A 24,173-nucleotide genomic window follows, 5' to 3' on the forward strand; every position below is an offset into this window, starting at 1 on the left:
CCTGATGAACTAAAATTATTTCTTGTCTTGATTATGTATATTAAAATCTCATCCCACGGTATAAATTTAATTTAACGCGGTTCTATTTTAGAAAACAAAAAAAAATAGAGAATGTTTCACGTGAAACATCCTCTATTTCCATCTGGTCATTCAACACGTTATTATGTTTTTATCCTTATGTCACAATACTACACGAGTGGAGTTTTAAGTGGTGTCCCCGGTTTACGAGGATACTTATGTGGTGTCTTATCGAACTTCTGAATCAAAATGATATGACGTTCTGATTCCTCCACCGGTAACTGGAATGGATGAACAGCCTTCACCCGTCCTTTTAGCTGATTAAAGCTGAACTCTGCTTCTTTCATTTCCTCCCGCGGGTCTCCACCCTTCATCGCAGCGAACATACCGCTTTTACGTACAAAAGGAAGACAGAATTCATTCAGCACTGCGAGCTTGGCTACCGCACGTGCAGTAACCAGATCATAGCTATCCCGGTATCCTTCTTTGCGGCCCAGCTCCTCAGCACGACCATGGATTAATTCGACCTGCTCCAGACCAAGTGTATCCACTACATGCTGTAAGAAACCAATGCGTTTATTCAATGAGTCAATAATTGTAAGCTGGATATGTGGAAAACAAATCTTAAGCGGGATTCCCGGGAAGCCTGCTCCTGATCCGATGTCAGCCAGCTTGTTTACCTTGGTCATATCCGTATAAAACGCTAACGATACCGAATCATAAAAATGTTTGGTATATACCTGCTCACGGTCTGTAATGCCGGTAAGATTCATTTTTTCATTCCAGGAGACAAGCTCTTTATAATACAATTCGAACTGCTCCAGCTGGAGTTCTCCCACTTCCAGGCCATGCTCCTTCAAGCGTTGTTGCAACTGCTGTTGAATATCGTCCATTATTGTCCCCTTGCTGCGGTAACGCGGTTATAATGCTCCAGGTAGACAAGCAAAATGGAAATATCCGCAGGTGTAACACCCGCAATACGAGATGCCTGACCAATAGAGATTGGACGGATCTTTGCAAGCTTCTGCTTGGCTTCCATTGCAAGACCATGAATCTCATCGTATACGATCGTATCTGGAATTTTCTTTTTCTCCATTTTCAGCAAACGTTCTACATGGATCAATTGTTTCTCTATATATCCTGCATATTTGATCTGAATTTCAACTTGTTCCTTCATATCAGCTGTCAGTTCCACTTCGGATGGAGAAATCTGTTCTATCCAGTCATAGCCAATCTCAGGACGGCGCATTAGATTCAGCAATGTACTTCCATCTTGGATCGGTGTAGAACCAATCTCTTCAAGTTTGGCATTAACCTCAACCGGACGCACTTTTGCCTCTTTCAGACGCGCAATCTCCTGCTCGACTTTTGCTTTTTTGTCCAAGAAAGCCTCATAACGTTCATTAGTGATCAGCCCAATGTCATGACCAATCTCGGTAAGGCGCATATCTGCATTGTCATGACGGAGCAGCAAACGATACTCGGCACGAGAGGTCAACAAACGGTAGGGCTCATTCGTGCCTTTGGTAACAAGATCATCAATGAGTACACCGATATAACCTTGGGAACGATCAAGCACAATAGCCTCTTTGCCCTGCACTTTACGTGCTGCATTGATACCAGCCATGACCCCTTGTCCTGCAGCTTCCTCATATCCGGATGTACCATTGATCTGACCCGCTGTGAACAGTCCAGGCAGACGTTTTGTTTCCAGAGATGGCCATAATTGCGTTGGCACCATCGCATCGTATTCTATGGCATAACCGTTACGCATCATTTCGACTTTTTCCATTCCCGGAATGGAACGAAGAACAGCCAGCTGTACATCCTCTGGCAAACTTGTAGATAAACCCTGTACGTAATACTCAGATGTATTTTTGCCCTCCGGCTCCAGGAAAATCTGATGCTTCGGCTTATCGCTGAAACGTACAATTTTATCCTCAATGGATGGGCAGTAACGCGGCCCTGTTCCTTCAATTACACCAGAGAACATCGGTGCACGATGCAGATTATCATTAATAATCTGATGTGTTTCCACAGATGTATACGTCAGCCAGCATGGTAGTTGCTCATTTGTAGAGGATTTTGTCTCATAGGAAAAGAACTTCGGCTCATCATCACCGGGCTGAATTTCAGTTTTGCTAAAATCAATCGTATCCTTATGCACACGTGGTGGTGTGCCCGTTTTGAAACGTACAAGCTCAAAGCCCAGCTCACGCAAATGCTCTGACAATTTAAGGGATGGCTGTTGATTGTTTGGTCCACTTTCATACATCAGCTCTCCCATAATGACTTTACCGCGCAGATATGTGCCTGTTGTCAGCACTACAGCTTTGGCACGATATTCTGTACCTGTTTGGGTGACAACTCCGACACACTGACCGTCCTCAACAATTAGACGATCCACCATCCCCTGACGCATGGTCAGGTTAGGTTCTTTCTCCATCGTTTCTTTCATTGTATGCTGATAAGAGAACTTATCCGCTTGTGCACGTAGCGCATGAACGGCAGGTCCTTTACCCGTATTTAACATCCGCATCTGGATAAAGGTTTTGTCAATATTCCGGCCCATTTCCCCGCCCAGTGCATCGATTTCCCGTACAACGTGTCCTTTTGCCGGCCCACCAATGGATGGGTTACAAGGCATGAACGCCACCATGTCGAGGTTAATCGTAATCATCAGCGTTTTTGAACCCATTCGGGCTGCTGCAAGAGCTGACTCTACCCCGGCATGTCCTGCTCCAACGACAATAACATCATAACTGCCGCCATCAAAAGCCATGTGTATTACCTCCTTATTTTGCTGTTATCTATATGAAACCAACACTTCCTGGCAACAACATCATTCCATCCTTTGACAACGGGCAGAAATTGTACCTTCCATCATACACAACCATTTCATTGAAAGAAACGGGTTAATGATTTACTTTCCTAGGCAGAACTGGGAGAAAATCTGATCTATTAATGCATCATGTGCTGTATCCCCCACGATCTCTCCAAGCTGCTCCCATGCCAAACGAACATCGATCTGGATCATATCGATCGGAACAAACTGATCCGCAGCCTCATACGCATCGATTAGAGATTGCTTCGCCTTTTTCAATAAGGCAATGTGACGGACGTTACTTACATACGTCAAGTCAGCAGACTCCAGCTTTCCACTGAAAAACAGCGTCGAGATGGCATCTTCCAATCGATCAACGCCCAGATCATCCTTCACCGACATCGGAACAAGCCGCTCCTCCGGAATGTAACGGAGCAGGACGTCACGGTCAATCTGTGGCGCTAAGTCCATTTTATTCATAATGATAATTGATTGTCTACCGCGGATTTGTTCCAGTAACTCAATCTCATCCTGATGAAGCGGCTCAGCCGCATTCACAACCATCAGAATCAGATCCGCATCATTGACAGCTGAACGTGAGCGCTCGACCCCAATCTTCTCAACGACGTCCATAGTCTCCCGAATCCCTGCTGTATCGAGCAATTTCAAAGGAATATTGTTTATTGTAATAAATTCCTCAATGACATCCCGGGTCGTGCCCGGAATATCAGTTACAATGGCCCGGTTATCTTGCGCAAGTGTATTCATTAAAGAGGATTTACCTACATTAGGTCTTCCAACGATTGCTGTCGTGATACCTTCTCGTAATATTTTTCCTTGTTCTGCTGTCGTGAGCAACTTATCGATCTCAGCCATAACCTCGCTGGATTTTTCTTTTATAAATTCGGACGTTAATGATTCCACATCATGCTCAGGATAATCGATATTTACTTCGATATGAGCCAGTGTCTCTACCAATGTATATCTCAAATCACGCAACTTGGAGGAGAGTTTACCTTCTACCTGCTTCAGTGCTACTGAGAAAGCACGATCCGACTTTGAACGAATCAGATCCATGACCCCTTCTGCTTGGGACAAGTCAATTCGTCCATTGAGGAAAGCGCGTTTCGTGAATTCACCCGGTTCAGCCAAACGGATGTTCAGCTGCAGTAGCAGATCCAACACCCGCTTAACAGATACGACACCACCATGTGCACTAATCTCAACAACATCCTCTGTGGTGAAGGAACGAGGCGCACGCATCACCGTGACCAGTACCTCTTCGACCTTTTCCCCATGGCCAGGATCTATAATGTGACCGTAATGAACCGTATGGGAAGGTGCCTGAGTCAAAGGTGTTTTGCTACGGAAAATCTTCTCTGTCTCGGTCACCGCATCCGGCCCGCTGACGCGAATAACGGCTATGCCGGCTTCACCAACCGCCGTAGATATGGCTGTAATCGTATCGCTAATCATTGTGATCTCTCCCTACTCTCTATAATGAAGTTGTCATCCATCCCATTCCGGAGAACGCCAACACATATTCAACTCTATGGGTACACTACCTATTGCATATGCTTCGGTACGAAAAAAGCAATGGCTTCTGCACCGGGCAGGCAGCCATTGCGTCATCAATTGCGTGTTATTTCAACGTAATAACCACACGCCGATTGGGCTCTTCGCCCTTACTTAAGGTCTTAATCTGCGGGTGATTTTGCAGTTTGGCATGAATCACTTTACGTTCAAGCGGAGGCATCGGCTCTAGCACAACTTCCTTACCTGTACGAATGGCTTGTCCAGCCAACCGTTCAGCCAGATCCTCAAGCGTTTTCCGCCGGCGCTGACGGAAGTTCTCCGCATCAAGTACGATGCGAACGAAGCTTTCCGAGTACCGATTAGCTACGATATTGGTCAAATACTGAAGAGCATCCAGCGTCTGTCCACGTCTGCCAATAATCATGCCGAGGTCTTCCCCGGAAATATTGAAGATATGACCATCCCGCTGTTTCTTGATATGCACTTCCACATCCAACCCCATACCTGCCGCAACCTCTTTCAAAAACGCAGCTGCTTCTTCATAGGGATTATGGACTGCTACACCCTCAAGTAATGCTTCAATCTCAGGTTCAGGTGTGGCTGGTTTGATCGGCTGAGGTGCAACTTCGGGTGCGGGCAACAAGCTCAATTCAACTTTAGCAGCCTTCACCCCGAACAAACCCAGGAATCCTTTTGACGGCTGCTCTAAAACTTGTATCTCGACCTTGTCCCGGCTCACGCCAAGCTCAGCCAATCCTTGGTTTACAGCATCTTCAACGGTTTTTCCTGACGTAATGACTGTGGTCATTTCGATTTTTTGGCCCCTTTCGACCCTTTCCCAGAGACGGTTGCCTTGCCACCGTTTTTGCGTTTAGCTCCATTTTTGGAAGAGCTGCTTTGCTTCACGTTGACCTCGGCCACAACTTTATCATTATTCCGGTAAAGGAAATAGTTTTGCACGATCGTGTAGATATTACTGTAGAACCAGTAAAGCGGCAACGCTGAAGGGAACTGATACGACATAACGAAAATCAAAATCGGATATACCCACAGCATGAACTGCATTGGGCCAATCTGCTGTGCAGGATTCATACGCATCATCATCCACGTTTGGATGAATGTCGTGATGGCAGCCAGCACTGGCAAAATAAACAGGTGATCCGGTGAACCCAGTTGGAGCCACAAGAAATCATGCGTTCTCAGACTGGAGTTTCCGTAAATGGAGTTATAAAGTGCGATGTAAATCGGCATCTGAATGATAAGAGGCAGACAGCCGGCCATCGGGTTAACCTTGTTCTCCTGAAACAATTTCATCGTTTCTTGCTGTACTTTCTCAGGTGTATCTTTATACTTGGCTTGAATCTCCTTCAGCTGCGGCTGAATAGCCTGCATCGCTTTGGAGCTGCGGACCTGTTTCATCGTCAATGGTAAAATCAATGTCCGTACAATAAGCACCATCACCAGGACAGCCAGTCCATATTCACCATTAAACCAATTGGCGAATGTATCGAGCGCCAGTGAGAACCAGTACACGACATTAGCTTGCCAGAATGATTCACTATTCTTCAGATCTTCCGTTGTAACCCCTGCACCTTGTGGAGTACATCCGGCGAGTACAGTGACCATTGCAATGACTGCAATGAGGAGAATCCACTTCCCCTTAGATGTCTTCAATCGCGACACTTCATAACCCCTCTCTTAACCATTCCATTCCACCGTAAATCATACCATAATTAGGAGGACAAATAAACCGAAGCTTACCGCTTACACGACTTCAATAGAGATGCCTTACGCATGACATGCAACAGACTTTTCTCCATTTCCTTATAGGGCATGCCTAATGCACCTTTGCGGACGATGAAAATCAAATCCATCTGCGTAACAATCTCTTGTTCATGATGACGTACAATTTCCTTGATCATGCGTCTCATCCGGTTACGCACGACAGCGTTTCCTATTTTTTTGCTGCAGGATACGCCCACCCGGAATTGTTCGGTATCTTTACGGCGGCAGCCATACACCACGAATTGATGATTGGCAAACGATTTCCCAAACCGATATACACGGCTAAAGTCCGCACGGTTTCGCAGACGCAGTCTTTTATACACGGCGCTTCTCCTTGCTGTCCTTCATCAACGTTATTGACGGAGGTATCATTACTAATTTAGTATAGGCTTTCTTGATCGACGGTAAACCGTCTTGGCGGCAACTTGTATATAAGGAAAGTTTCTGAAAAAGAGAAACTTATCCAACAATTATGATTAGCTAACTGGTAAGCTTCCTCACAGCCTGTAAAGCATGAATTACACTATATAACCAGCCTGAATAATCCCGTTTTAAGAAAAAAAAGACCACCTCGGTGGTCTTCAGATGCATTAAGCACTCAGGACTTTACGGCCTTTCAGGCGACGTGCAGCCAAAACTTTACGGCCGTTTTTTGTGCTCATTCTTTTACGGAAACCATGAACTTTTTTACGCTTGCTAACGTTCGGTTTGAATGTAGGTCTCAATGTATTGCACCTCCTTACAAGGAAATACTTATGTGATGAATCCTTTTCATCTTCACAGAAAACACCTTTATATATTTAACCACGTCCAATTGGAAAAGTCAACTGAAAAGCGACGCCTCTCTCCCTCTTTTTCATATGCTTTCCAGTGCTCAAAAAACATGCCACCGAATCATGGACTTTTCTCCCCCGGTATATAGCCACATAATCATCAAGAAAAAGTTATCCCCAATCTCCGAAAAAGTGCTGATTTTTCCTCATCTCCCGTTATCCACACCTCTGACAATCTGCCCATAAAAATCTACGTCCCTGTTTTAAGTTATTCACATGTGGATAAAGAATAATAGGTTAAAGTTTGAAAAACAACGCGTAATGTATCCGCTTCACTGTATAGGTTTACAACGTTTTGAGAAAGGTGTAGGATGGAAATCAGCATCTTGTATACAAGTATACCTTTTGTTTTTTACCGTTTTATTTCGCATGCAATCGACAACCTAAGAATGTGCTATTAGAACAGCGCACGTTACTTCTAACGTATACATTCCGTAATTTGGGCTTTACGACAATAGTTCGAGTTCTGAGGTGTAGCATACTGTGTTATGATTCTAACGTACGGATTACTTAATTTAGGAGCGTTAGCCATATGCAATTTCCATCTTCCTGGCTTCAAGGAGCATCTCGCGGTGAGGCCATAGCTTGCGAATTAAGGCTGAGAATCATCAACGGAACCCTTAGGCCTGGGGAAATTTTGTCGGAAAATCGAATTGCTGCTGATTTTGACAGTAGCCGATCGCCTGTTCGCGAAGCATTGAGAACGTTGTCAAACGAAGGACTAATTCGGCTTGAACGGATGGGCGTTGTCATCCTGGGCCTCAATATGAAGGATGTCGAAGAACTGTATGATGTACGTTTTCTCATTGAAAGCTTCGTACAGCAACGACTAGCGGCAGATGTGCCTCCAGCTCTAATCAAGCAGCTGAGCAATATCATCGACAAAATGCAGCTCGCTGGCAAACATCAAGATGCTGTCGAATTTGCTTATCAGGATCTTACGTTTCACGAAACCATTGTCGAAGCAGCTACCCATTCCCGTATCTCACACCTGTGGAAGAGCATCAGATATGTCGTGATGACGGTCATGCTGCTTACTACGCGTAGAGTGTTTGCCCAAGGTGAGTCTAAAGTAAGCGCTGTAATTGAAAAACACCGCTCCCTTGCAACTGCTCTGGAATCAGGGGACAAAGCTCTGATCCAGCACGGGGTACGCACATATTTTAAAGACTCTGGCCAAACGTTACACGAAAGCTTTGAATTTTGAACTTGAGTTCTTTACAGCATACCGATGTCAGAAATCTTGGTATTTGTTAGAACCGAAAGCGTCGTGTACAGATTTCTTATGAGTGACGGTAGAGTTGGCAATCAATCCAGCGTCAAGGACGTGAATGATTGCCACACAACTTGTCTACAAGTATACAAAATGCGGTTTTGTTCATTTTTAGGACATGATAAGGGTAGTTTGCTTCCTTACATTGTTATCAGATCATCAAGATGCTAATTTTTACTGATTATATTGTAAGCGTTTATCACCAAGAAAAAGGAGTAATCACATCATGAGCACGATTTTCGGATTATCCCATAATGCTACATTGCTGATCTGGACGTTGATCGCCATCATCTTCCTGATCCTCTTAATCTCCAAATATAAATGGAACCCCTTTATCACCCTTTTATTATCTGCGTTAATGCTGGGCTTGCTTGCAGGTATGAAGCCAGCTGATGTCATTTCCTCCATTACGGGCGGACTTGGCGGTACTTTAGGCACGATCGCTATCGTTATCGGACTTGGCACCATGCTTGGTAAAATGATGGCTGAATCTGGCGGTGCCGAGCAGATTGCGACGACCCTTGTTGACCGATTCGGTGTGAAACGTGTGCACTGGGCCATGATGATTGTTGGATTCATTGTAGGTATTCCTGTTTTCTTTGAAGTCGGCGTCATTCTAATGATTCCGATCATCTTCACGGTAGCCCGCAAAACCAATATGTCCCTGCTTCAGATCGGTATTCCTATTTTAGCCGGTCTCTCCACAGTTCATGGGCTTGTTCCGCCACACCCGGCACCAATGATTGCCATTGAAGCCTTTAATGCGGATCTGGGAAAAACGATTCTATACTCTTTGATTGTGGGCATCCCTACTGCGATTATTGCTGGACCGGTATTCGGTAAATTTATCGGCAAAAGAATTCACACCGAAGCACCAGCTGAACTCGCTGAACAGTTCTCGGCTAAGAAAACAAGCAATTTGCCCGGATTTGGCATTACATTGTTTACGATCCTGCTGCCCGTCATTCTGATGCTGATCGGCTCCATTGCGAACATCGTTGATCCTGATGCAACAAGTGCATTTACCGTTTTTAGCGAGTTTATCGGCAATGAGATTATTGCATTGTTGATCTCTGTGGTCTTTGCCCTCTTTTCACTCGGCTTTGCCCGCGGATTTACCAAACATGAACTTTCTCGCTTCACCAGTGAATGTCTGGCCCCTACAGCTACCATTATTCTCATTATTGGAGGCGGCGGTGCTTTCAAACAGGTGTTGATTAACAGCGGCGTGGGTAATGCCATAGCAGAATTCGCCACCAATGCACACATTAACGTGATCCTGTTTGCCTGGCTTGTAGCTGCACTGATTCGTGTCGCTACCGGTTCAGCTACGGTTGCGATGACCACAGCTGCTGGTATTGTTGCTCCAGTGCTCGCTCTTACGCCAGGAGCTAACATTGAGCTGGTTGTACTTGCTACGGGTGCAGGCTCCCTTGTACTTTCCCATGTTAATGATGCAGGCTTCTGGATGATCAAGGAGTTCTTCAATATGAGTGTTGCTCAGACACTCAAGACGTGGACTGTTATGGAAACACTACTTTCTGTGGTTGGACTGATCTTTATTTTGCTACTAAGTACAGTGGTGTGATTGGACGCTAACATCATTTTTCTCATATAAAAAATGAAAGAAGGACGAACGAATGACCAACTATATGATTGGAATCGATATTGGAACAACCAGCACTAAATCCGTGTTATTCACAGAGCAAGGCGAGGTGGTCACAACCTCTACTCAGGAATATCCGCTCTATACTCCCGCTCCGGATGTTGCAGAACAAGACCCGGATGAAATTGTGCAAGCAGCCATTAGCTCGGTACGCGGCGTGATGACCCAGAGCGGAGTTTCCGCTAACCAGGTTCTCTTCGTATCCTGCAGTTCAGCCATGCACAGTGTCATCGCCATGGATCAAAACGATCATCCGCTGACGCGCTGCATCACCTGGGCTGACAATCGAAGCGCAGCTTGGTCCGACAAGCTGCAAGAAAATGGTGTCGGTCATCAGATCTATCTACGTACAGGCACCCCCATTCATCCGATGTCGCCCCTGACCAAATTGATGTGGCTGCGTCATGAGGAGCCAGAACTGTTCGAACGTGCGGTAAAGTTTATTTCGATTAAAGAGTACCTTTTCTTACGTCTATTTGGGCAATATGTCGTCGATCATTCCATCGCTTCCTGTACGGGGCTGCTGAATCTCGAACAACTGGACTGGGATGAGGAAGCACTGGACATCGCAGGGATTACCCCGAATCATCTATCAAAGCTTGTACCAACGACTTATACAATAGAGGGATTGCATGTTGAATGGGCTGAAAAAATGTCTCTTTCCCCCTCCACGCCTTTTGTAATCGGCGCAAGTGACGGGGTACTATCCAACCTTGGCGTTAACGCCATCAAACCGGGCATCGTCGCCGCAACTATCGGCACGAGTGGAGCCATTCGTACTGTCGTTGATCGCCCTGTGACCGATCCGAAAGGCCGTACCTTCTGTTATGCCCTGACGGAAAAACTATGGGTTGTAGGTGGGCCCGTGAATAACGGTGGAATGCTTTTCCGCTGGGTAAGGGATGAGTTTGCCGCGTCGGAAGTTGAAACAGCGAAACGCCTCGGCATCAACTCTTATGATGTACTAACCAAAATTGCAGAACGTGTTCCGCCCGGCTCCGAAGGGCTGTTATTTCATCCGTACCTCTCAGGCGAACGTGCTCCACTCTGGAATCCAGATGCCCGTGGCTCCTTTTTTGGTCTGACCCTCCATCATAAGAAGGAGCACATGATTCGCGCAGTACTTGAGGGAGTTATTTTCAACCTCTATACCGTTCTGCTTGCCATGGAGGAACAGATCGGGCAACCTACCTCTATTCAGGCTACGGGTGGATTTGCACGTTCGCCGTTGTGGCGGCAGATGATGTCCGACATCTTTAATCAGGAAGTCGTTGTGCCTGAGAGCTTTGAAAGTTCATGTCTCGGTGCTGTTGTTCTCGGTCTATATGCTACAGGACGAACCAAGTCCCTTGATGCCGTTTCTTCTATGGTAGGCACAACTCATCGGCATACACCCATCAAAGAACATGCCTCCCTCTATAAAGAATTACTACCGATCTACATTCGAATTTCGCGCAAACTGGAAGATGAATACGCGGACATTGCTGCATTCCAACGCAAAATGTCTATGCTTCATATATAAGTAGAGGAAGACCCGTAGCCAATATGGTTGCGGGTCTTCCTCTTTTTGATATTATTTTGTCTCTATTAATGAGCATTCAGCAATCCAAAACCTCACCTTTCACGACATAACACCTCATGAGGTTGAAGCGTACTCACTACTTATCTTCTCATGTTTCCCCTTAATCAATCAATTCACTTTCACTTTATCCACAACCAAGTTATTCACATTGCAAGTCCACTTTTGCACATCATTTAGCATCTTTCGACGGATATCCTGTGTATAAAAGTTTTTTGTACTTTAGGTCATGCTGTCGAAAATTAAACAATTTATAAACAATATATTGTGTTGTGACTAAAAATTATACACAAGTTATTGAATTTGTGGATAAAATCTCGCCATACGTTGAAATGCGGGGCTTCTTTTGCTATGATTGTATTACTTTTGGATGTGAATATGTGATCTGACCTATAATATTATCAACAGCCTGTGGATAAAGTTGTGAACAATTTTCCGTTGTTCCTTCTTTTTTTGTTTTTGAACTGCGGGGGTTTGGGGATAAATTCGGCAATATATCTCGTATTTCGACACTGCATCATGGCTTAAGCCACACTTGGAACATGTAAAAGGAGTGACAGTCTGTGGACAGCCATACTTCTGATTTATGGCAGCAAATTTTATCAATCATACAAAATAAACTCAGCAAACCCAGCTTCGACACCTGGTTCAAAGCAACCAAGGCCACCAAGCTGAACGATCAGACCATCGTCATCTCCGCCCCAACTACGTTTGCCGTCGAATGGCTGGAGAGCCGTTACACCAAACTGGTTGGCTCGACGGTCTATGAACTGCTTGGCAAACAGGTCGATGTGAAATTTGTCATCGAGGAGAACAAACCTGTAGAGCCAGATCCGCAGTTGCCGGCACCGACGCCGACAGTCGTTCAAGAAGAAGCCGTGATCAGCATGCTGAATCCTAAATATACGTTCGATACCTTTGTCATCGGGCCGGGTAACCGTTTTGCCCATGCCGCATCGCTGGCGGTCGCCGAAGCGCCCGCCAAAGCCTACAATCCTCTTTTTCTATATGGAGGCGTAGGACTTGGTAAAACCCACTTGATGCATGCCATCGGACATTATATTTTGGAGCATAATCCGAGTAGCAAGGTGGTTTATTTGTCATCTGAGAAATTCACGAATGAGTTCATCAACTCCATCCGTGATAATCGCGGGGAAAGCTTCCGGAACAAATACCGGAGCGTAGATATTCTGCTTATTGATGATATTCAGTTCCTGGCCGGGAAAGAATCAACACAAGAGGAATTTTTCCATACGTTTAATGCACTGCATGAGGAACGGAAGCAGATCATCATCTCCAGTGACAGACCGCCAAAGGAAATTCCGACCCTGGAAGAGCGTCTGCGCTCCCGGTTTGAATGGGGATTAATAACGGATATTCAGCCTCCGGATCTGGAGACGCGGATTGCGATTTTGCGTAAAAAAGCGCGTGCGGAGAATCTGGATATTCCAAATGAAGCGATGATGTACATCGCAAACCAGATCGATACGAACATTCGGGAGCTTGAAGGAGCCCTGATTCGTGTCGTTGCTTACTCTTCACTGACCAATCAGGACGTCAGTTCTCATCTGGCCGCTGAAGCACTGAAGGATATTATTCCTTCCAGCCGTCCCAAAATGATCACAATTCAAGACATCCAACAAAAGGTCGGCGAATACTACAGCCTCAAGCTTGAAGACTTCAAAGCACGGAAACGGACAAAAGCTGTTGCTTTTCCACGGCAGATCGCTATGTATCTCTCTCGTGAACTGACAGACTTTTCTCTGCCCAAAATCGGGGAAGCTTTTGGAGGACGAGATCATACTACGGTCATTCATGCCCATGAAAAAATCTCTCAAGCGATCAAGAACGATCAAGATCTCTATAAAGTTATCAACAACTTAACCGAAAAAATTAAGAATCCAACCTGAACAAGTCCCAAGCCTATGCACAACGTGTACACATGTGGATAGGCTTAATTTTATGGGTTTAACCCTACTTATCCACATATTCAGTGCCCCTATTACTATTATTACTATAAAGATCTAAAGATATCTTCTCCAAAAAGCCGTTGCAAAGCATGGCCTTCGGCCTTTCAATAAACACCTTTTTAAGACCACAACAAAACCCAAAAAACATCTAACAAAATCCGCTAGGAGTGAAACCATGAAAATCAGCATAATGAAAAGTTATCTTAACGAATCCATTCAACAAGTGTCCAAAGCAATCTCAAGCCGTACGACGATCCCTATTCTGAGCGGTATCAAATTCGACGTGAATCACCAAGGTGTAACGTTGACAGCAAGTGACACGGATATCTCCATTCAGTCATTTATCCCGCTTGAAGAGGGAGACAAAAGTGTTGTTCAAGTAGATCAACCGGGCAGCGTCGTTCTGCCAGCCAAATTTTTCGTAGAGATCATCAAAAAGTTGCCTTCGCAGGAAGTGCATATGGAAGTCAAAGAAAACTTCAACACGTTTATTTCTGCAGGTGCAACGGAGATTCAGCTGGTAGGTCTGGACCCGGAAGAGTTCCCGGTACTGCCAAGCATTGAAGAGAACCAAACGGTCTCCATTCCTGGAGATTTGCTGAAAAATATGATTAAACAAACGGTGTTCTCCATTTCCACCCATGAAACGACACCTATTCTGACAGGTGTATTGTGGAGTCTTGGTGATAACGAGTTGAAATTTGTGGCAACGGACCGTCACCGTCTTGCTACACGTGCGGCAATGCTGGATAATGCAGAGGGTATCCGTTTCAACAACGTCGTCATTTCTGGTAAAACACTAAACGAGCTGAGTAAAATCGTTCCCGACCAGAACACGCTTGTGGATATCGTTGTCGCAGATAATCAGGTGTTATTTAAAATTGACCGTGTACTTTTCTACTCCCGCATTTTGGACGGAACATATCCGGATACTTCTAGAATTATTCCAACGTCATACAAAACAGAACTTGTTTTGGACACAAAAAAATTAAGTGAATCGATTGACCGGGCTTATTTGCTGTCGCGTGAGGAAAAAACAAACATTGTGCGCATGCAGACAATGGACTCCGGCACGATTGAAATATCCTCCAGCTCCTCCGAGCTTGGTAAAGTAAGAGAAGAGATTGAGCCGGCTGAATTTACGGGTGAACCGCTTAAAATCTCGTTTAACTCCAAATACATGCTGGATGTGCTGAAAGTGGTGGAGAGCGAGCAACTGATGATTGCCTTTACGGGTGTCATGAGTCCGATCATCTTGAAACCGCTCGACGACAGCCAGAGCCTATATGTCATCCTGCCTTACCGGACGACCAATTAACGAAGGGAAGATCACACGATGAAGCAAGTATCGATTCGTACGGAATATATTAAGCTTGACCAATTTTTGAAACTCGCAGACTGCATCCCTACTGGAGGTATGGCAAAAGCCCTCCTCCAAGAAGGGCTTGTTCGTGTGAATAAAGAGGCTGAGGAACGCCGTGGACGGAAGTTATACCCTGGGGATATCGTAGAGGTAGACGGAGAAGGCACGTTCGAAGTGGTTGCGGAGTAGAAGACCAAGGTGCAATCCTGCTGCCTCCTGACGGACGGGATAAAAGGGAGGTTAACGTGTGTTTGTAAACAGCATAGAATTGCAGCAATTCCGCAATTATGAGCATCTGAAGCTGGATTCGTTTGGACCCGTCAATCTGTTGATTGGACAAAACGCCCAGGGCAAGACCAATTTGGCCGAGGCTATTTTTGTGCTGGCACTCACCAAGAGCCACCGTACTTCCCGAGATAAGGAATTGATCCGATTTGGGGAAGAACGGTCAAGGCTCACTGCCGAGGTCGATAAAAAATACGGAGCAGTTAAGCTTGAGCTATCCTTATCACAGCAAGGGAAAAAGGCAAAGATTAACGGTCTGGAACAGCGTAAATTAAGCGATTTTGTCGGATCACTCAATGTGGTAATGTTTGCCCCTGAGGATCTGGAGATTGTCAAAGGCACACCGGGGGTACGCCGCCGGTTCCTTGACATGGAGATCGGGCAGGTGGCTCCAGGTTATCTCTATCATCTGCAGCAATATCAGAAGGTGCTGGTGCAGCGGAATAATCTACTCAAGCAACTGTGGGGAAAAGGGGATTCAGCTCAAGCGATGCTGGAGATCTGGAACGAACAGCTTGCAGAGCACGGTGTTAAAATCGTCAAAAAAAGGAAACAATTCATAAAGAAACTTCAAAAGTGGGCAGAAACGATCCATCAGGGGATTACTGGAGGTGGAGAAGTTCTGCGTCTGGCCTACCTTCCCTCCTTCAGCGAAGCCGCTGAGGAAGATGAAGCTGTCTTAATGGAGCAATTTATGATAAAATTATCACAAATGAAAGAGCAGGAGATTCGCCGGGGCACAACGCTGAGTGGGCCACATCGGGATGACCTGTCCTTTTTCATTAACGAACGGGAAGTACAAACGTACGGCTCTCAGGGGCAGCAGCGCACAACAGCGTTGTCTCTTAAGCTTGCGGAGATTGAACTGATTCATGAAGAGATCGGGGAATATCCGGTTCTGTTGCTGGATGACGTATTATCCGAACTTGATCCTTTTCGTCAGACCCAGCTGATCGAAACATTCCAAAGCAAGGTACAGACTTTTATTACCGCTACGGGAATTGAGAGCCTGAACGTTGACAAGCTTAAAGACGCTAGTATCTATCACGTTCATGCCGGACAGGTGGAACGCTAAGGAGTGAGGGCTTATGTACATTCATCTGGGCGGTGAAAAAATCATCCGTTCTTCTGAGTTGGTTGCTATTTTTGATATATCGATTGAGAAATCCTCAAAAATATCCAAGCAGTATGTTACACATGCCGAACAGGAAAAAACGGTCGAACATATCGGCGAAGAGGAAGCAAAGTCTATTGTGGTGACGAAAAACATTGTGTATTACTCACCGATTTCCTCCGCAACGCTCAAGAAGCGTGCGCACCATTTTCCTGATCTATAGCGGATATTCAAGAGAGAACTTCTGTGTCTGCTAATATTCTTAAGTTAACGCATATTCAAGATATTGAATCTATAGAAGTAGGTGAAAGGCATGTCTATGAATCAACCGTCATATGATGCGAATGAAATTCAGGTCCTTGAAGGACTGGAAGCCGTACGTAAACGTCCGGGGATGTACATCGGTTCCACCAGTGCCAAAGGTCTGCATCATCTGGTCTGGGAAGTAGTGGACAACAGTATCGATGAAGCGCTGGCGGGTTACTGTGATCATATCGAGATCAACATCCATGAAGACAACAGTGTAACCGTTGTGGATAATGGACGGGGTATTCCAGTTGGCGAACATGCCAAAATGAAACGTCCAGCCCTGGAAGTCGTTATGACTGTTCTCCATGCAGGTGGTAAATTCGGCGGAGGCGGATATAAGGTATCCGGTGGTTTGCACGGTGTAGGTGTATCCGTTGTTAACGCTCTTTCTGAAAAAGTAGTGGTCACTGTAAAACGGGATGGTCATATCCATCAGCAGGAATACCGCCGCGGTGCTCCGCAATATGACCTCAAAGTGATCGGCACAACAGACGAGACAGGAACTACGGTAACGTTCCATCCCGATCCTGAAATTTTTACAGAAACGACTGTATATGACTACGAAACATTGCTTACACGTGTCCGTGAGCTGGCCTTTTTGAACAAAGGCATTGGTCTGACGTTAACGGACGAGCGGACAGGTGCAACCAATTCCTTCATGTACGAAGGCGGGATCATTGAGTATGTATCCTTCTTGAATCAAAAGCGTGAAGTGTTGCACGAGAATCCGATCTATGTTGAAGGTGCTCGGGATAACATTCAGGTAGAGGTTGCTTTGCAATACAATGACAACTATACCGAAAATATTTATTCTTTTGCGAATAACATCAACACCCATGAGGGCGGAACGCACGAGTCAGGCTTTAAGAGTGCACTCACCCGGATTATTAATGACTACGCCCGTAAGGCTGGTGTAATCAAGGATAGTACCGGCAATCTGTCTGGTGACGATGTGCGTGAAGGTCTGACGGCCATTATTTCGGTCAAAATTCCGGAACCGCAATTCGAAGGACAAACGAAAACAAAGCTCGGAAACAGTGAAGTACGTGGTATTGTGGAGTCTTTGTTTGCAGAGAAGTTGCAGGAGTTCTTGGAAGAGAATCCTTCCGTATCCCGTCGTATTTTGGAGAAAGGATTGCAGGCTGCCCGTGCCCGTGAAGCGGCTCGTAAAGCTCGTGAACTGACACGCCGTAAAGGTGCGCTTGAAGTCAGCTCCCTGCCGGGTAAGCTAGCGGACTGTTCATCCAAAGATGCGTCCATCAGTGAACTGTACATCGTCGAAGGAGACTCCGCCGGTGGTTCGGCCAAACAGGGGCGTGACCGTCACTTCCAGGCTATTTTGCCGCTTCGTGGTAAGATTCTGAACGTGGAAAAGGCGCGCCTTGACCGCATCCTTGGTAATGCCGAGATCCGTGCAATTATCACAGCGATGGGAACAGGGATCGGCGACGATTTTGACATCTCCAAAGCACGTTATCACAAAATCATTCTGATGACCGATGCCGATGTCGATGGTGCCCATATCCGTACACTGTTGCTGACATTCTTGTATCGGTATATGCGCAAAATCATTGAGGCAGGTTATGTATACATTGCTCAGCCTCCGCTCTTCAAGATTGAGCGTAACAAAGTCATCCGTTATGCAGGCTCCGAGAAAGAGCGTGACGAGATTATTGCTTCTTTGGGTGAGAACGCCAAGTTCAACATTCAACGGTACAAAGGTCTTGGCGAGATGAATGCCGGGCAGCTGTGGGAAACCACGATGGACCCGGAAAGCCGTACGATGCTACAAGTATCGATCAGCGATGCGATGCTGGCGGATGCCATGTTTGATACACTGATGGGGGATAATGTTGAACCTCGTCGTGATTTCATCCAGGAAAATGCAAAATACGTGAAAAACCTCGATATTTAACGAGTTGCGAAGAGGCGCCTGTGAGGGCGCCTTTTTTATATTATGAGGATAGGCGCTTATTTATCTGGCACTTCGTCGTTTGATGGCGGAAGCCTGCGCTTTGGAAGCCTTTGGGGTTGTTTTTTTCGCTTTGCCTTTTTTGGAGGGTAAGCGTCCGTAAGCAATGGCATAACGTTTGATTTTGCGATAAGCCTCTTTATCGGGAAGCAGACCAAAGGCATAGATACCAGGCAGTGTGTTTACCTCCAGAATCCAGGGACGTCCATGATCATCCAAAGCAATATCAATCCCGATCTCTTTGAGTCTGGGAAACGAGCTTTGCAATTGGACAGCAGTATGGATACCCAGGCGGTGCAATTCATGCTCAAGCTTTTGATATCCTTCCCTTTTGAGTTGCGGGAGTACAAGTTCTTCAAAGGTGGCCAGACGTCCGCCTCCGTGGATATTGGTAATGATTTTGCCTGGTGCAGCAACACGTCCGAGAATACCTGTCGTTTCCCAGCTGTGCTGTGGGTTCTTCTGGGTTAATACACGCAGGTCAAAAGGCAATCCCTCATGTGTCATCAGCGGAATACCCTGTTGGATGATGTAGTCACGTTTCTGGATACGTTCGTTCAATGCGTTCTCAAGTTCTGTGAGCGAATGAAAGACTCGTTCTTCTGTTCCATGTTGCAGATGGTAGGTCGTTAGATCGGACAGGATAGGAGGAGTAGGCTCTAATTCTACCGAGTCGGGTGAGGCGGATTCGCCAGATGCTTCATCACTTGTGGATTCGTTTGTTGAATCTGTAGAACGAGGGACTGCGATTGAGGTGCGAACTGTCCTTACTCGCATCACCCCATTACCGTAAGTTCCCCGGTCGGGCTTAATAAAATTGGCTGGGAATAACTCGGTCATTCGTTCTAGCGTTTGCGAGCTATATTTTCGGGTCACCGGTAAATATTCGTTGACATGACGGCTGCGTTGCAAAATGGCTGTTTTGGTCCATTTGCTGGAGACACGCTGGATACTCATATGCATCAGTCCTTTCTTGTTTTGATCAGTTGCGCTGAGGGACATTATGCAGAAAATCAAAGGACAAGAGATGATTTCAGTGGTATAATAGAGGAATATGGCGATTTGTGCTGTCAGCCGATAAAATTGCAGTTTGATTGCCACGTGGGAACGGCTCTAGCCTTGATTGGACAGTACATATGCCGCTTTTCTAGCATTGTATGTGCAATTGCAGAGGAAGGCAGGGCGAACCCCCAGACACGCTCAAGTTCCCGGAAGAAAGGCTATTGCCTAGTGGACGTTTAATTGTGTAACTTTTGTGAAAGTAATATAATAAAGAGTAGCGTTCTTGCGCGGTTTTAGCCTTGTTAGGCTTTTCACATATATTAATTTTCTGGAAATGATTGATTTGGAACGTTTGTTGAAGGACAAGAAGGAGGTCCAGCATGGCGGAAGAAATGAACTCGCAGATTAAAGATCGGGATATTGGCGTCGAGATGCGTGAATCGTTTATGGATTATGCGATGAGCATCATTGTGAGCCGTGCCCTGCCAGATGTGCGTGATGGATTAAAGCCGGTTCACCGGCGCATCCTGTATGCAATGTCGGAGCTTGGCATGACACCTGATAAACCACATAAAAAATCAGCCAGAATCGTCGGCGAAGTTATCGGTAAGTATCACCCGCACGGTGACTCTGCCGTTTACGAGACGATGGTACGGATGGCACAGGACTTCTCCCTGCGTTACATGCATGTCGATGGACACGGTAACTTCGGATCAGTCGATGGTGATATGGCTGCAGCGATGCGTTATACCGAGGCACGTTTGTCCAAAATTGCGATGGAAATGCTCAGAGATATCAACAAGGATACCATTGACTTCCAACCGAACTATGATGGTGAGGAAAATGAACCCGTTGTTCTGCCGTCTCGTTTTCCTAACTTGCTCGTTAACGGGGTCGGCGGTATTGCCGTAGGTATGGCTACCAACATTCCTCCTCATAATCTCGGAGAGGTTATTGACGGCGTACAGGCAATGATCAAAAATCCGGATATTACATCCATGGAACTGATGGATTATATCCAAGGCCCAGACTTCCCTACATCGGGTTATATTCTGGGACGCTCCGGCATTCGTCAGGCTTACCAGACTGGGCGCGGATCCGTAACGATGCGTGCCAAAACGAATATCGAAGAGAACAACAACAAAGCACGGATCGTCGTTACAGAGCTCCCGTACCAAGTGAACAAAGCAAGGCTCGTAGAGAAGATTGCTGAGCTGGTACGCGACAAAAAGATCGATGGTATTACCGACCTGCGTGATGAATCTGACCGTAACGGTATGCGAATTGTCATTGAGCTTCGCCGTGATGTTAACCCAGGCGTTGTGCTGAACAATTTGTACAAGCACACATCGATGCAGTCCACGTTCGGCATTAACATGCTGGCAATTGTGAATAAAGAACCGAAAATTCTAAATCTGCGTGAAGTGCTGTATCACTATTTGCAGCATCAGATCGAGGTTATTCGCAGACGTACACAGTTCGAATTGAGAAAAGCGGAAGCGCGTGCTCATATTCTGGAAGGTTTGCGTATTGCACTCGATCACATCGACGAGATCATTACGTTGATTCGTTCATCCAGCAATACAGATGCCGCTAGAGAAGGTTTGATTGAGCGCTTCTCACTCAGCCATGACCAGGCACAGGCGATTCTGGATATGCGTCTGCAACGTCTGACAGGTTTGGAACGCGAACGGATCGAGAATGAGTACAACGAATTGATGGTCAAAATCCGCGAGTATCGCGAAATTTTGGCTAACGAGCATCTTGTACTTGAGATTATCAGCACAGAGCTTCAGGAAATTCGTGAGCGTTTTGGTGACGATCGCCGCACCGAGATCACGGTTGGAGAAGAAAGTATTCTGGATGAGGATCTGATTCCACGTGAAGAAGTAATCATCACGATTACCCACACAGGTTACGTTAAACGTCTGCCTGTATCTACCTACCGTAGCCAAAAACGCGGAGGACGCGGTGTTGTAGGGATGGATACAAAGGATACTGACTTTGTCGAGCATCTTTTTGTTACCAACTCTCACAATTACCTGATGTTCTTCACGGATAAAGGTAAAGTATATCGCTTGAAAGCTTACGAGATTCCAGAGCTTGGACGTACAGCGCGTGGGACACCAATTATCAACCTGATTCAGATTGAGCAAGGGGAGTCTGTCAATGCGGTTATTCCAGTACAGGAATTCGAGAGCGATAAGTATCTATTCTTTGCAACACGTCAGGGTGTAGTGAAGAAAACCCCGCTTGAAGATTACACGAACATCCGCAAAGGCGGACTTATCGGGATCTCCTTGCGTGATGATGACAGCCTGATTGATGTGAAGCTGACGGATGGGCAACAAGAGATCATTATGGGTACAGCTCATGGAATGTCTATTCGTTTCTCGGAGGGTAATGTACGTTCTATGGGACGTAGTGCTACCGGGGTTAAGGGTATCACGCTGGATGATCAGGATGCAGTTATCGGTATGGACGTCGTAGATGCTGATCTGGATGTTTTGATTGTTACAGCCAAAGGGTACGGTAAACGGACCCCAGTTAGTGATTACCGGATGCAAACTCGTGGTGGTAAAGGGATCAAGACGATCAATGTTACCGAGAAGAATGGTGCTGTTGTAAGCCTCAAAATGGTTAAAACGGAAGAGGATCTGATGATCATCACATCCAGTGGTACATTAATTCGAATGAGCATGGATGGCATCTCAACCATGGGTCGCTATACTCAGGGTGTGAAGCTAATCCATATTCGTGAGGAAGACGCTGTAGCTACCGTAAGCCGAATTGATAAAAATGAAGAAGAACCCGACGAAGATAACATTGAAGCAATGGAAGCTGGGGTGTCTTCTCTTACAGAGGAATCCAATCTGGAAGAGAACATGACATCTGAGTCAGAAGCTGATGTTCAAGATGATGATTCAGGTTCGGAAGAATAACATAGGTATCTTGTTTATTGAATCGTTGAAACAGGATACGTAAGGCTCCCTTATGGGAGCCTTTTTGATATGTACATAAAAAATGATGGAAGCTTCAAAATCTAGGATGTACAGCCTGTTTTCTGAGTAATATAATGGGAAATAACATGAGAAACCGGGACTATGGTCTTGTATTGTCATCATCTTAAGAAGAACGATGAGTGAGGGGAGTCAGTATGGGATTAATTACCCTGTCAGAAGTCAAACCAGGACTGAAATTGGGAAGTGATGTGAAGACGTCGCGTGGCAATGTTTTGCTTCAAAAGGGTAAAATCATTTTACCCAAAGATATGGAAGTCCTCAGGGCGTTTTTGATTCATCAGGTGGATATTGAACAAGAGAGAGCAGGAACCGGCAGTGGAGGTTCCAAAGGATTAACTGGACCCAGCGGAGCATTAGGAACAGCCGTCGCAGAGAAGAATGGGGATCGGATAAGTACAATAGTTTCAGCACCAGTTATTACGCTTCAGGACGAATACGAGAAAATGGTTACGTTGACCAAAAACGCGTTTCTCTCCTCATTAGCTGCCGAATTACCCGTTTATGAGTTACGGACACAGCTAGAGGCTTTGTTCATGCATCTCAAACAATATAATGTGCTCACCTTCAGTCCACGCAATATGAAAGAGCATGATTATGTATATCACCATGCTGTGCTAAGCGCGATCACATCCTATCAACTGGCTCAGTGGATTGATCTCCCCTCCAAGGACTGGATGCAGGTTGCTTTTGCGGGATTGTTCCATGATATCGGTAATAACAAGGTTGATCCGCAGATTCTCCATAAACCTTCTTCGCTGACAGCGGAGGAGCAGGAGGAGATCAGGCAACACACCAAGTATGGTTATCAGATTCTTAAACAAGCTAAGGCCATCAATGAGGGTGCAAGACTTGCAGCACTGCAGCATCACGAAAAAGTGGATGGCTCGGGTTATCCCTTGCAACTTACCGGTACACAGATTCATATCTATGCCAAAATCGTAGCTATTGCAGATATTTTCCATGCAATGACCCTGGAGAAGATTTATCGTAAGGCTCAATCTCCATATCTGGTTCTGGAACAAATTCAAAGTGAGGCGTTTGGTAAACTGGAACCTTCTATTGTGAATATGTTTGTGCAACGCTCCACTCAAATTCATAACGGAATAAGGGTGAAACTCAGTAATAATCAGATTGGGGAAATTATTTTCTCGGATCGAGATCATCCTACTCGGCCAATGGTATCTGTTGAAGGTTCGATTATCAATCTGATGCATCAAAGACAGTTATATATTCAAGAAGTATTAGGTTAAATCATATTTAGATTTGTAGTGTGAGGACCTTCTCCTAGAGAGTGGGTCTTTTTTAGTATGGTAGTTTAAAGAACATCGTTTATGAGTATATAAGTGATTACATGAGCCCAACTATAGTTTAGCGTTAAGTAATATAAAAAAAACACTTGCATTCAAATTCTATACATGGTATATTCTAATTCCGGCCAAGAAAACACAGTTTACACGGTGCGGCAAGCGAATAAAACAAGCTTCGAAAGAAACTTTTAAAAAAAGCTTGCAAAGTTGGTTCGGAAATGATATGATATAAAAGTTACTGAAGCGAATGAGTGACGGTGACTGAACAAGTTTGATCTTTGAAAACTGAACAACGAGTGAGTAAACATTCTGCT

The 24,173-nt window shown here is 45.5% G+C and carries 19 protein-coding genes; 11 read left to right on the forward strand and 8 right to left on the reverse strand.

Annotation, left to right across the window (positions count from 1 at the left end; translation table 11 throughout):
- Positions 1-188 precede the first annotated feature (188 nt).
- From rsmG to rpmH, 7 genes are all read right to left on the reverse strand, one after another.
- Positions 189-911, reverse strand: coding sequence for a 16S rRNA (guanine(527)-N(7))-methyltransferase RsmG (gene rsmG, locus Q9R46_RS19950; protein ID WP_311281473.1), 723 nt, complete (start codon positions 909-911; stop codon positions 189-191).
- Entirely contained in the window at positions 911-2,800 is a 1,890-nt protein-coding gene (mnmG, locus tag Q9R46_RS19955; protein WP_145334985.1) for a tRNA uridine-5-carboxymethylaminomethyl(34) synthesis enzyme MnmG, read from the reverse strand. Before mnmG ends, rsmG begins: the two co-directional genes overlap by 1 nt.
- A gap of 141 nt (positions 2,801-2,941) precedes the next feature.
- Positions 2,942-4,318 carry a tRNA uridine-5-carboxymethylaminomethyl(34) synthesis GTPase MnmE gene (gene mnmE / locus Q9R46_RS19960; RefSeq protein WP_311281474.1) on the reverse strand — a complete coding sequence of 459 codons (1,377 nt, stop codon included), beginning with the start codon at positions 4,316-4,318 and terminating at the stop codon, positions 2,942-2,944.
- Between the two features lie 166 nt (positions 4,319-4,484).
- On the reverse strand, positions 4,485-5,186 hold the full coding sequence (gene jag / locus Q9R46_RS19965) for an RNA-binding cell elongation regulator Jag/EloR (protein WP_311281475.1): 702 nt from the start codon (positions 5,184-5,186) through the stop codon (positions 4,485-4,487).
- Positions 5,183-6,061, reverse strand: coding sequence for a YidC/Oxa1 family membrane protein insertase (locus tag Q9R46_RS19970; protein WP_123066993.1), 879 nt, complete (start codon positions 6,059-6,061; stop codon positions 5,183-5,185). The genes jag and Q9R46_RS19970 overlap by 4 nt, the downstream gene beginning before the upstream one ends.
- Positions 6,062-6,135: 74 nt before the next feature.
- Positions 6,136-6,486 carry a ribonuclease P protein component gene (gene rnpA / locus Q9R46_RS19975; RefSeq protein ID WP_145334979.1) on the reverse strand — a complete coding sequence of 117 codons (351 nt, stop codon included), beginning with the start codon at positions 6,484-6,486 and terminating at the stop codon, positions 6,136-6,138.
- 267 nt (positions 6,487-6,753) lie between these two features.
- The gene (gene rpmH, locus Q9R46_RS19980; protein ID WP_019914530.1) at positions 6,754-6,888 is read right to left on the reverse strand and encodes a 50S ribosomal protein L34; all 135 of its coding nucleotides are present in this window, start codon (positions 6,886-6,888) and stop codon (positions 6,754-6,756) included.
- 640 nt (positions 6,889-7,528) lie between these two features.
- Between rpmH and Q9R46_RS19985 the strand changes: the two genes are divergently transcribed.
- The 9 genes from Q9R46_RS19985 (at position 7,529) to gyrB (ending at position 18,470) form a co-directional block, all read left to right on the forward strand.
- Positions 7,529-8,203: a GntR family transcriptional regulator gene (locus Q9R46_RS19985; protein ID WP_311281476.1), complete on the forward strand. Its 675-nt coding sequence runs from the start codon at positions 7,529-7,531 to the stop codon at positions 8,201-8,203.
- A 292-nt stretch (positions 8,204-8,495) separates the two neighbouring features.
- A complete protein-coding gene (locus Q9R46_RS19990; RefSeq protein ID WP_145414528.1) occupies positions 8,496-9,857 on the forward strand; it encodes a GntT/GntP/DsdX family permease in 1,362 nt (453 codons plus the stop codon).
- A gap of 52 nt (positions 9,858-9,909) precedes the next feature.
- Positions 9,910-11,457, forward strand: coding sequence for a gluconokinase (gene gntK / locus Q9R46_RS19995; RefSeq protein WP_311281477.1), 1,548 nt, complete (start codon positions 9,910-9,912; stop codon positions 11,455-11,457).
- Positions 11,458-12,077: 620 nt separating this feature from the next.
- Entirely contained in the window at positions 12,078-13,424 is a 1,347-nt protein-coding gene (gene dnaA, locus Q9R46_RS20000; RefSeq protein ID WP_311281478.1) for a chromosomal replication initiator protein DnaA, read from the forward strand.
- A gap of 235 nt (positions 13,425-13,659) precedes the next feature.
- Positions 13,660-14,802, forward strand: a complete 1,143-nt coding sequence (gene dnaN, locus Q9R46_RS20005) for a DNA polymerase III subunit beta (protein ID WP_311281479.1) — start codon at positions 13,660-13,662, stop codon at positions 14,800-14,802.
- Positions 14,803-14,820: 18 nt separating this feature from the next.
- Positions 14,821-15,036 carry a S4 domain-containing protein YaaA gene (gene yaaA / locus Q9R46_RS20010; RefSeq protein ID WP_090923608.1) on the forward strand — a complete coding sequence of 72 codons (216 nt, stop codon included), beginning with the start codon at positions 14,821-14,823 and terminating at the stop codon, positions 15,034-15,036.
- Between the two features lie 58 nt (positions 15,037-15,094).
- Positions 15,095-16,207, forward strand: a complete 1,113-nt coding sequence (recF, locus tag Q9R46_RS20015) for a DNA replication/repair protein RecF (protein ID WP_145334969.1) — start codon at positions 15,095-15,097, stop codon at positions 16,205-16,207.
- Positions 16,208-16,220: 13 nt separating this feature from the next.
- Positions 16,221-16,469 carry an extracellular matrix regulator RemB gene (gene remB / locus Q9R46_RS20020; RefSeq protein ID WP_090923610.1) on the forward strand — a complete coding sequence of 83 codons (249 nt, stop codon included), beginning with the start codon at positions 16,221-16,223 and terminating at the stop codon, positions 16,467-16,469.
- A gap of 90 nt (positions 16,470-16,559) precedes the next feature.
- The gene (gene gyrB, locus Q9R46_RS20025; RefSeq protein WP_145334967.1) at positions 16,560-18,470 is read left to right on the forward strand and encodes a DNA topoisomerase (ATP-hydrolyzing) subunit B; all 1,911 of its coding nucleotides are present in this window, start codon (positions 16,560-16,562) and stop codon (positions 18,468-18,470) included.
- 60 nt (positions 18,471-18,530) lie between these two features.
- On the opposite strand, the gene Q9R46_RS20030 is transcribed toward gyrB, so the two are convergent.
- Positions 18,531-19,484 carry a YheC/YheD family protein gene (locus Q9R46_RS20030; protein WP_311281480.1) on the reverse strand — a complete coding sequence of 318 codons (954 nt, stop codon included), beginning with the start codon at positions 19,482-19,484 and terminating at the stop codon, positions 18,531-18,533.
- Between the two features lie 425 nt (positions 19,485-19,909).
- Here Q9R46_RS20030 and gyrA point away from each other — a divergent pair, with 425 nt between their 5' ends.
- Positions 19,910-22,471, forward strand: coding sequence for a DNA gyrase subunit A (gene gyrA, locus Q9R46_RS20035; protein ID WP_311281481.1), 2,562 nt, complete (start codon positions 19,910-19,912; stop codon positions 22,469-22,471).
- 215 nt (positions 22,472-22,686) lie between these two features.
- Positions 22,687-23,802 carry an HD-GYP domain-containing protein gene (locus Q9R46_RS20040; protein WP_311281482.1) on the forward strand — a complete coding sequence of 372 codons (1,116 nt, stop codon included), beginning with the start codon at positions 22,687-22,689 and terminating at the stop codon, positions 23,800-23,802.
- Positions 23,803-24,173 lie beyond the last annotated feature (371 nt).

It is taken from the genome of Paenibacillus sp. RRE4 (assembly GCF_031844205.1).
GTDB classification, from domain to species: domain Bacteria; phylum Bacillota; class Bacilli; order Paenibacillales; family Paenibacillaceae; genus Paenibacillus; species Paenibacillus xylanexedens_B.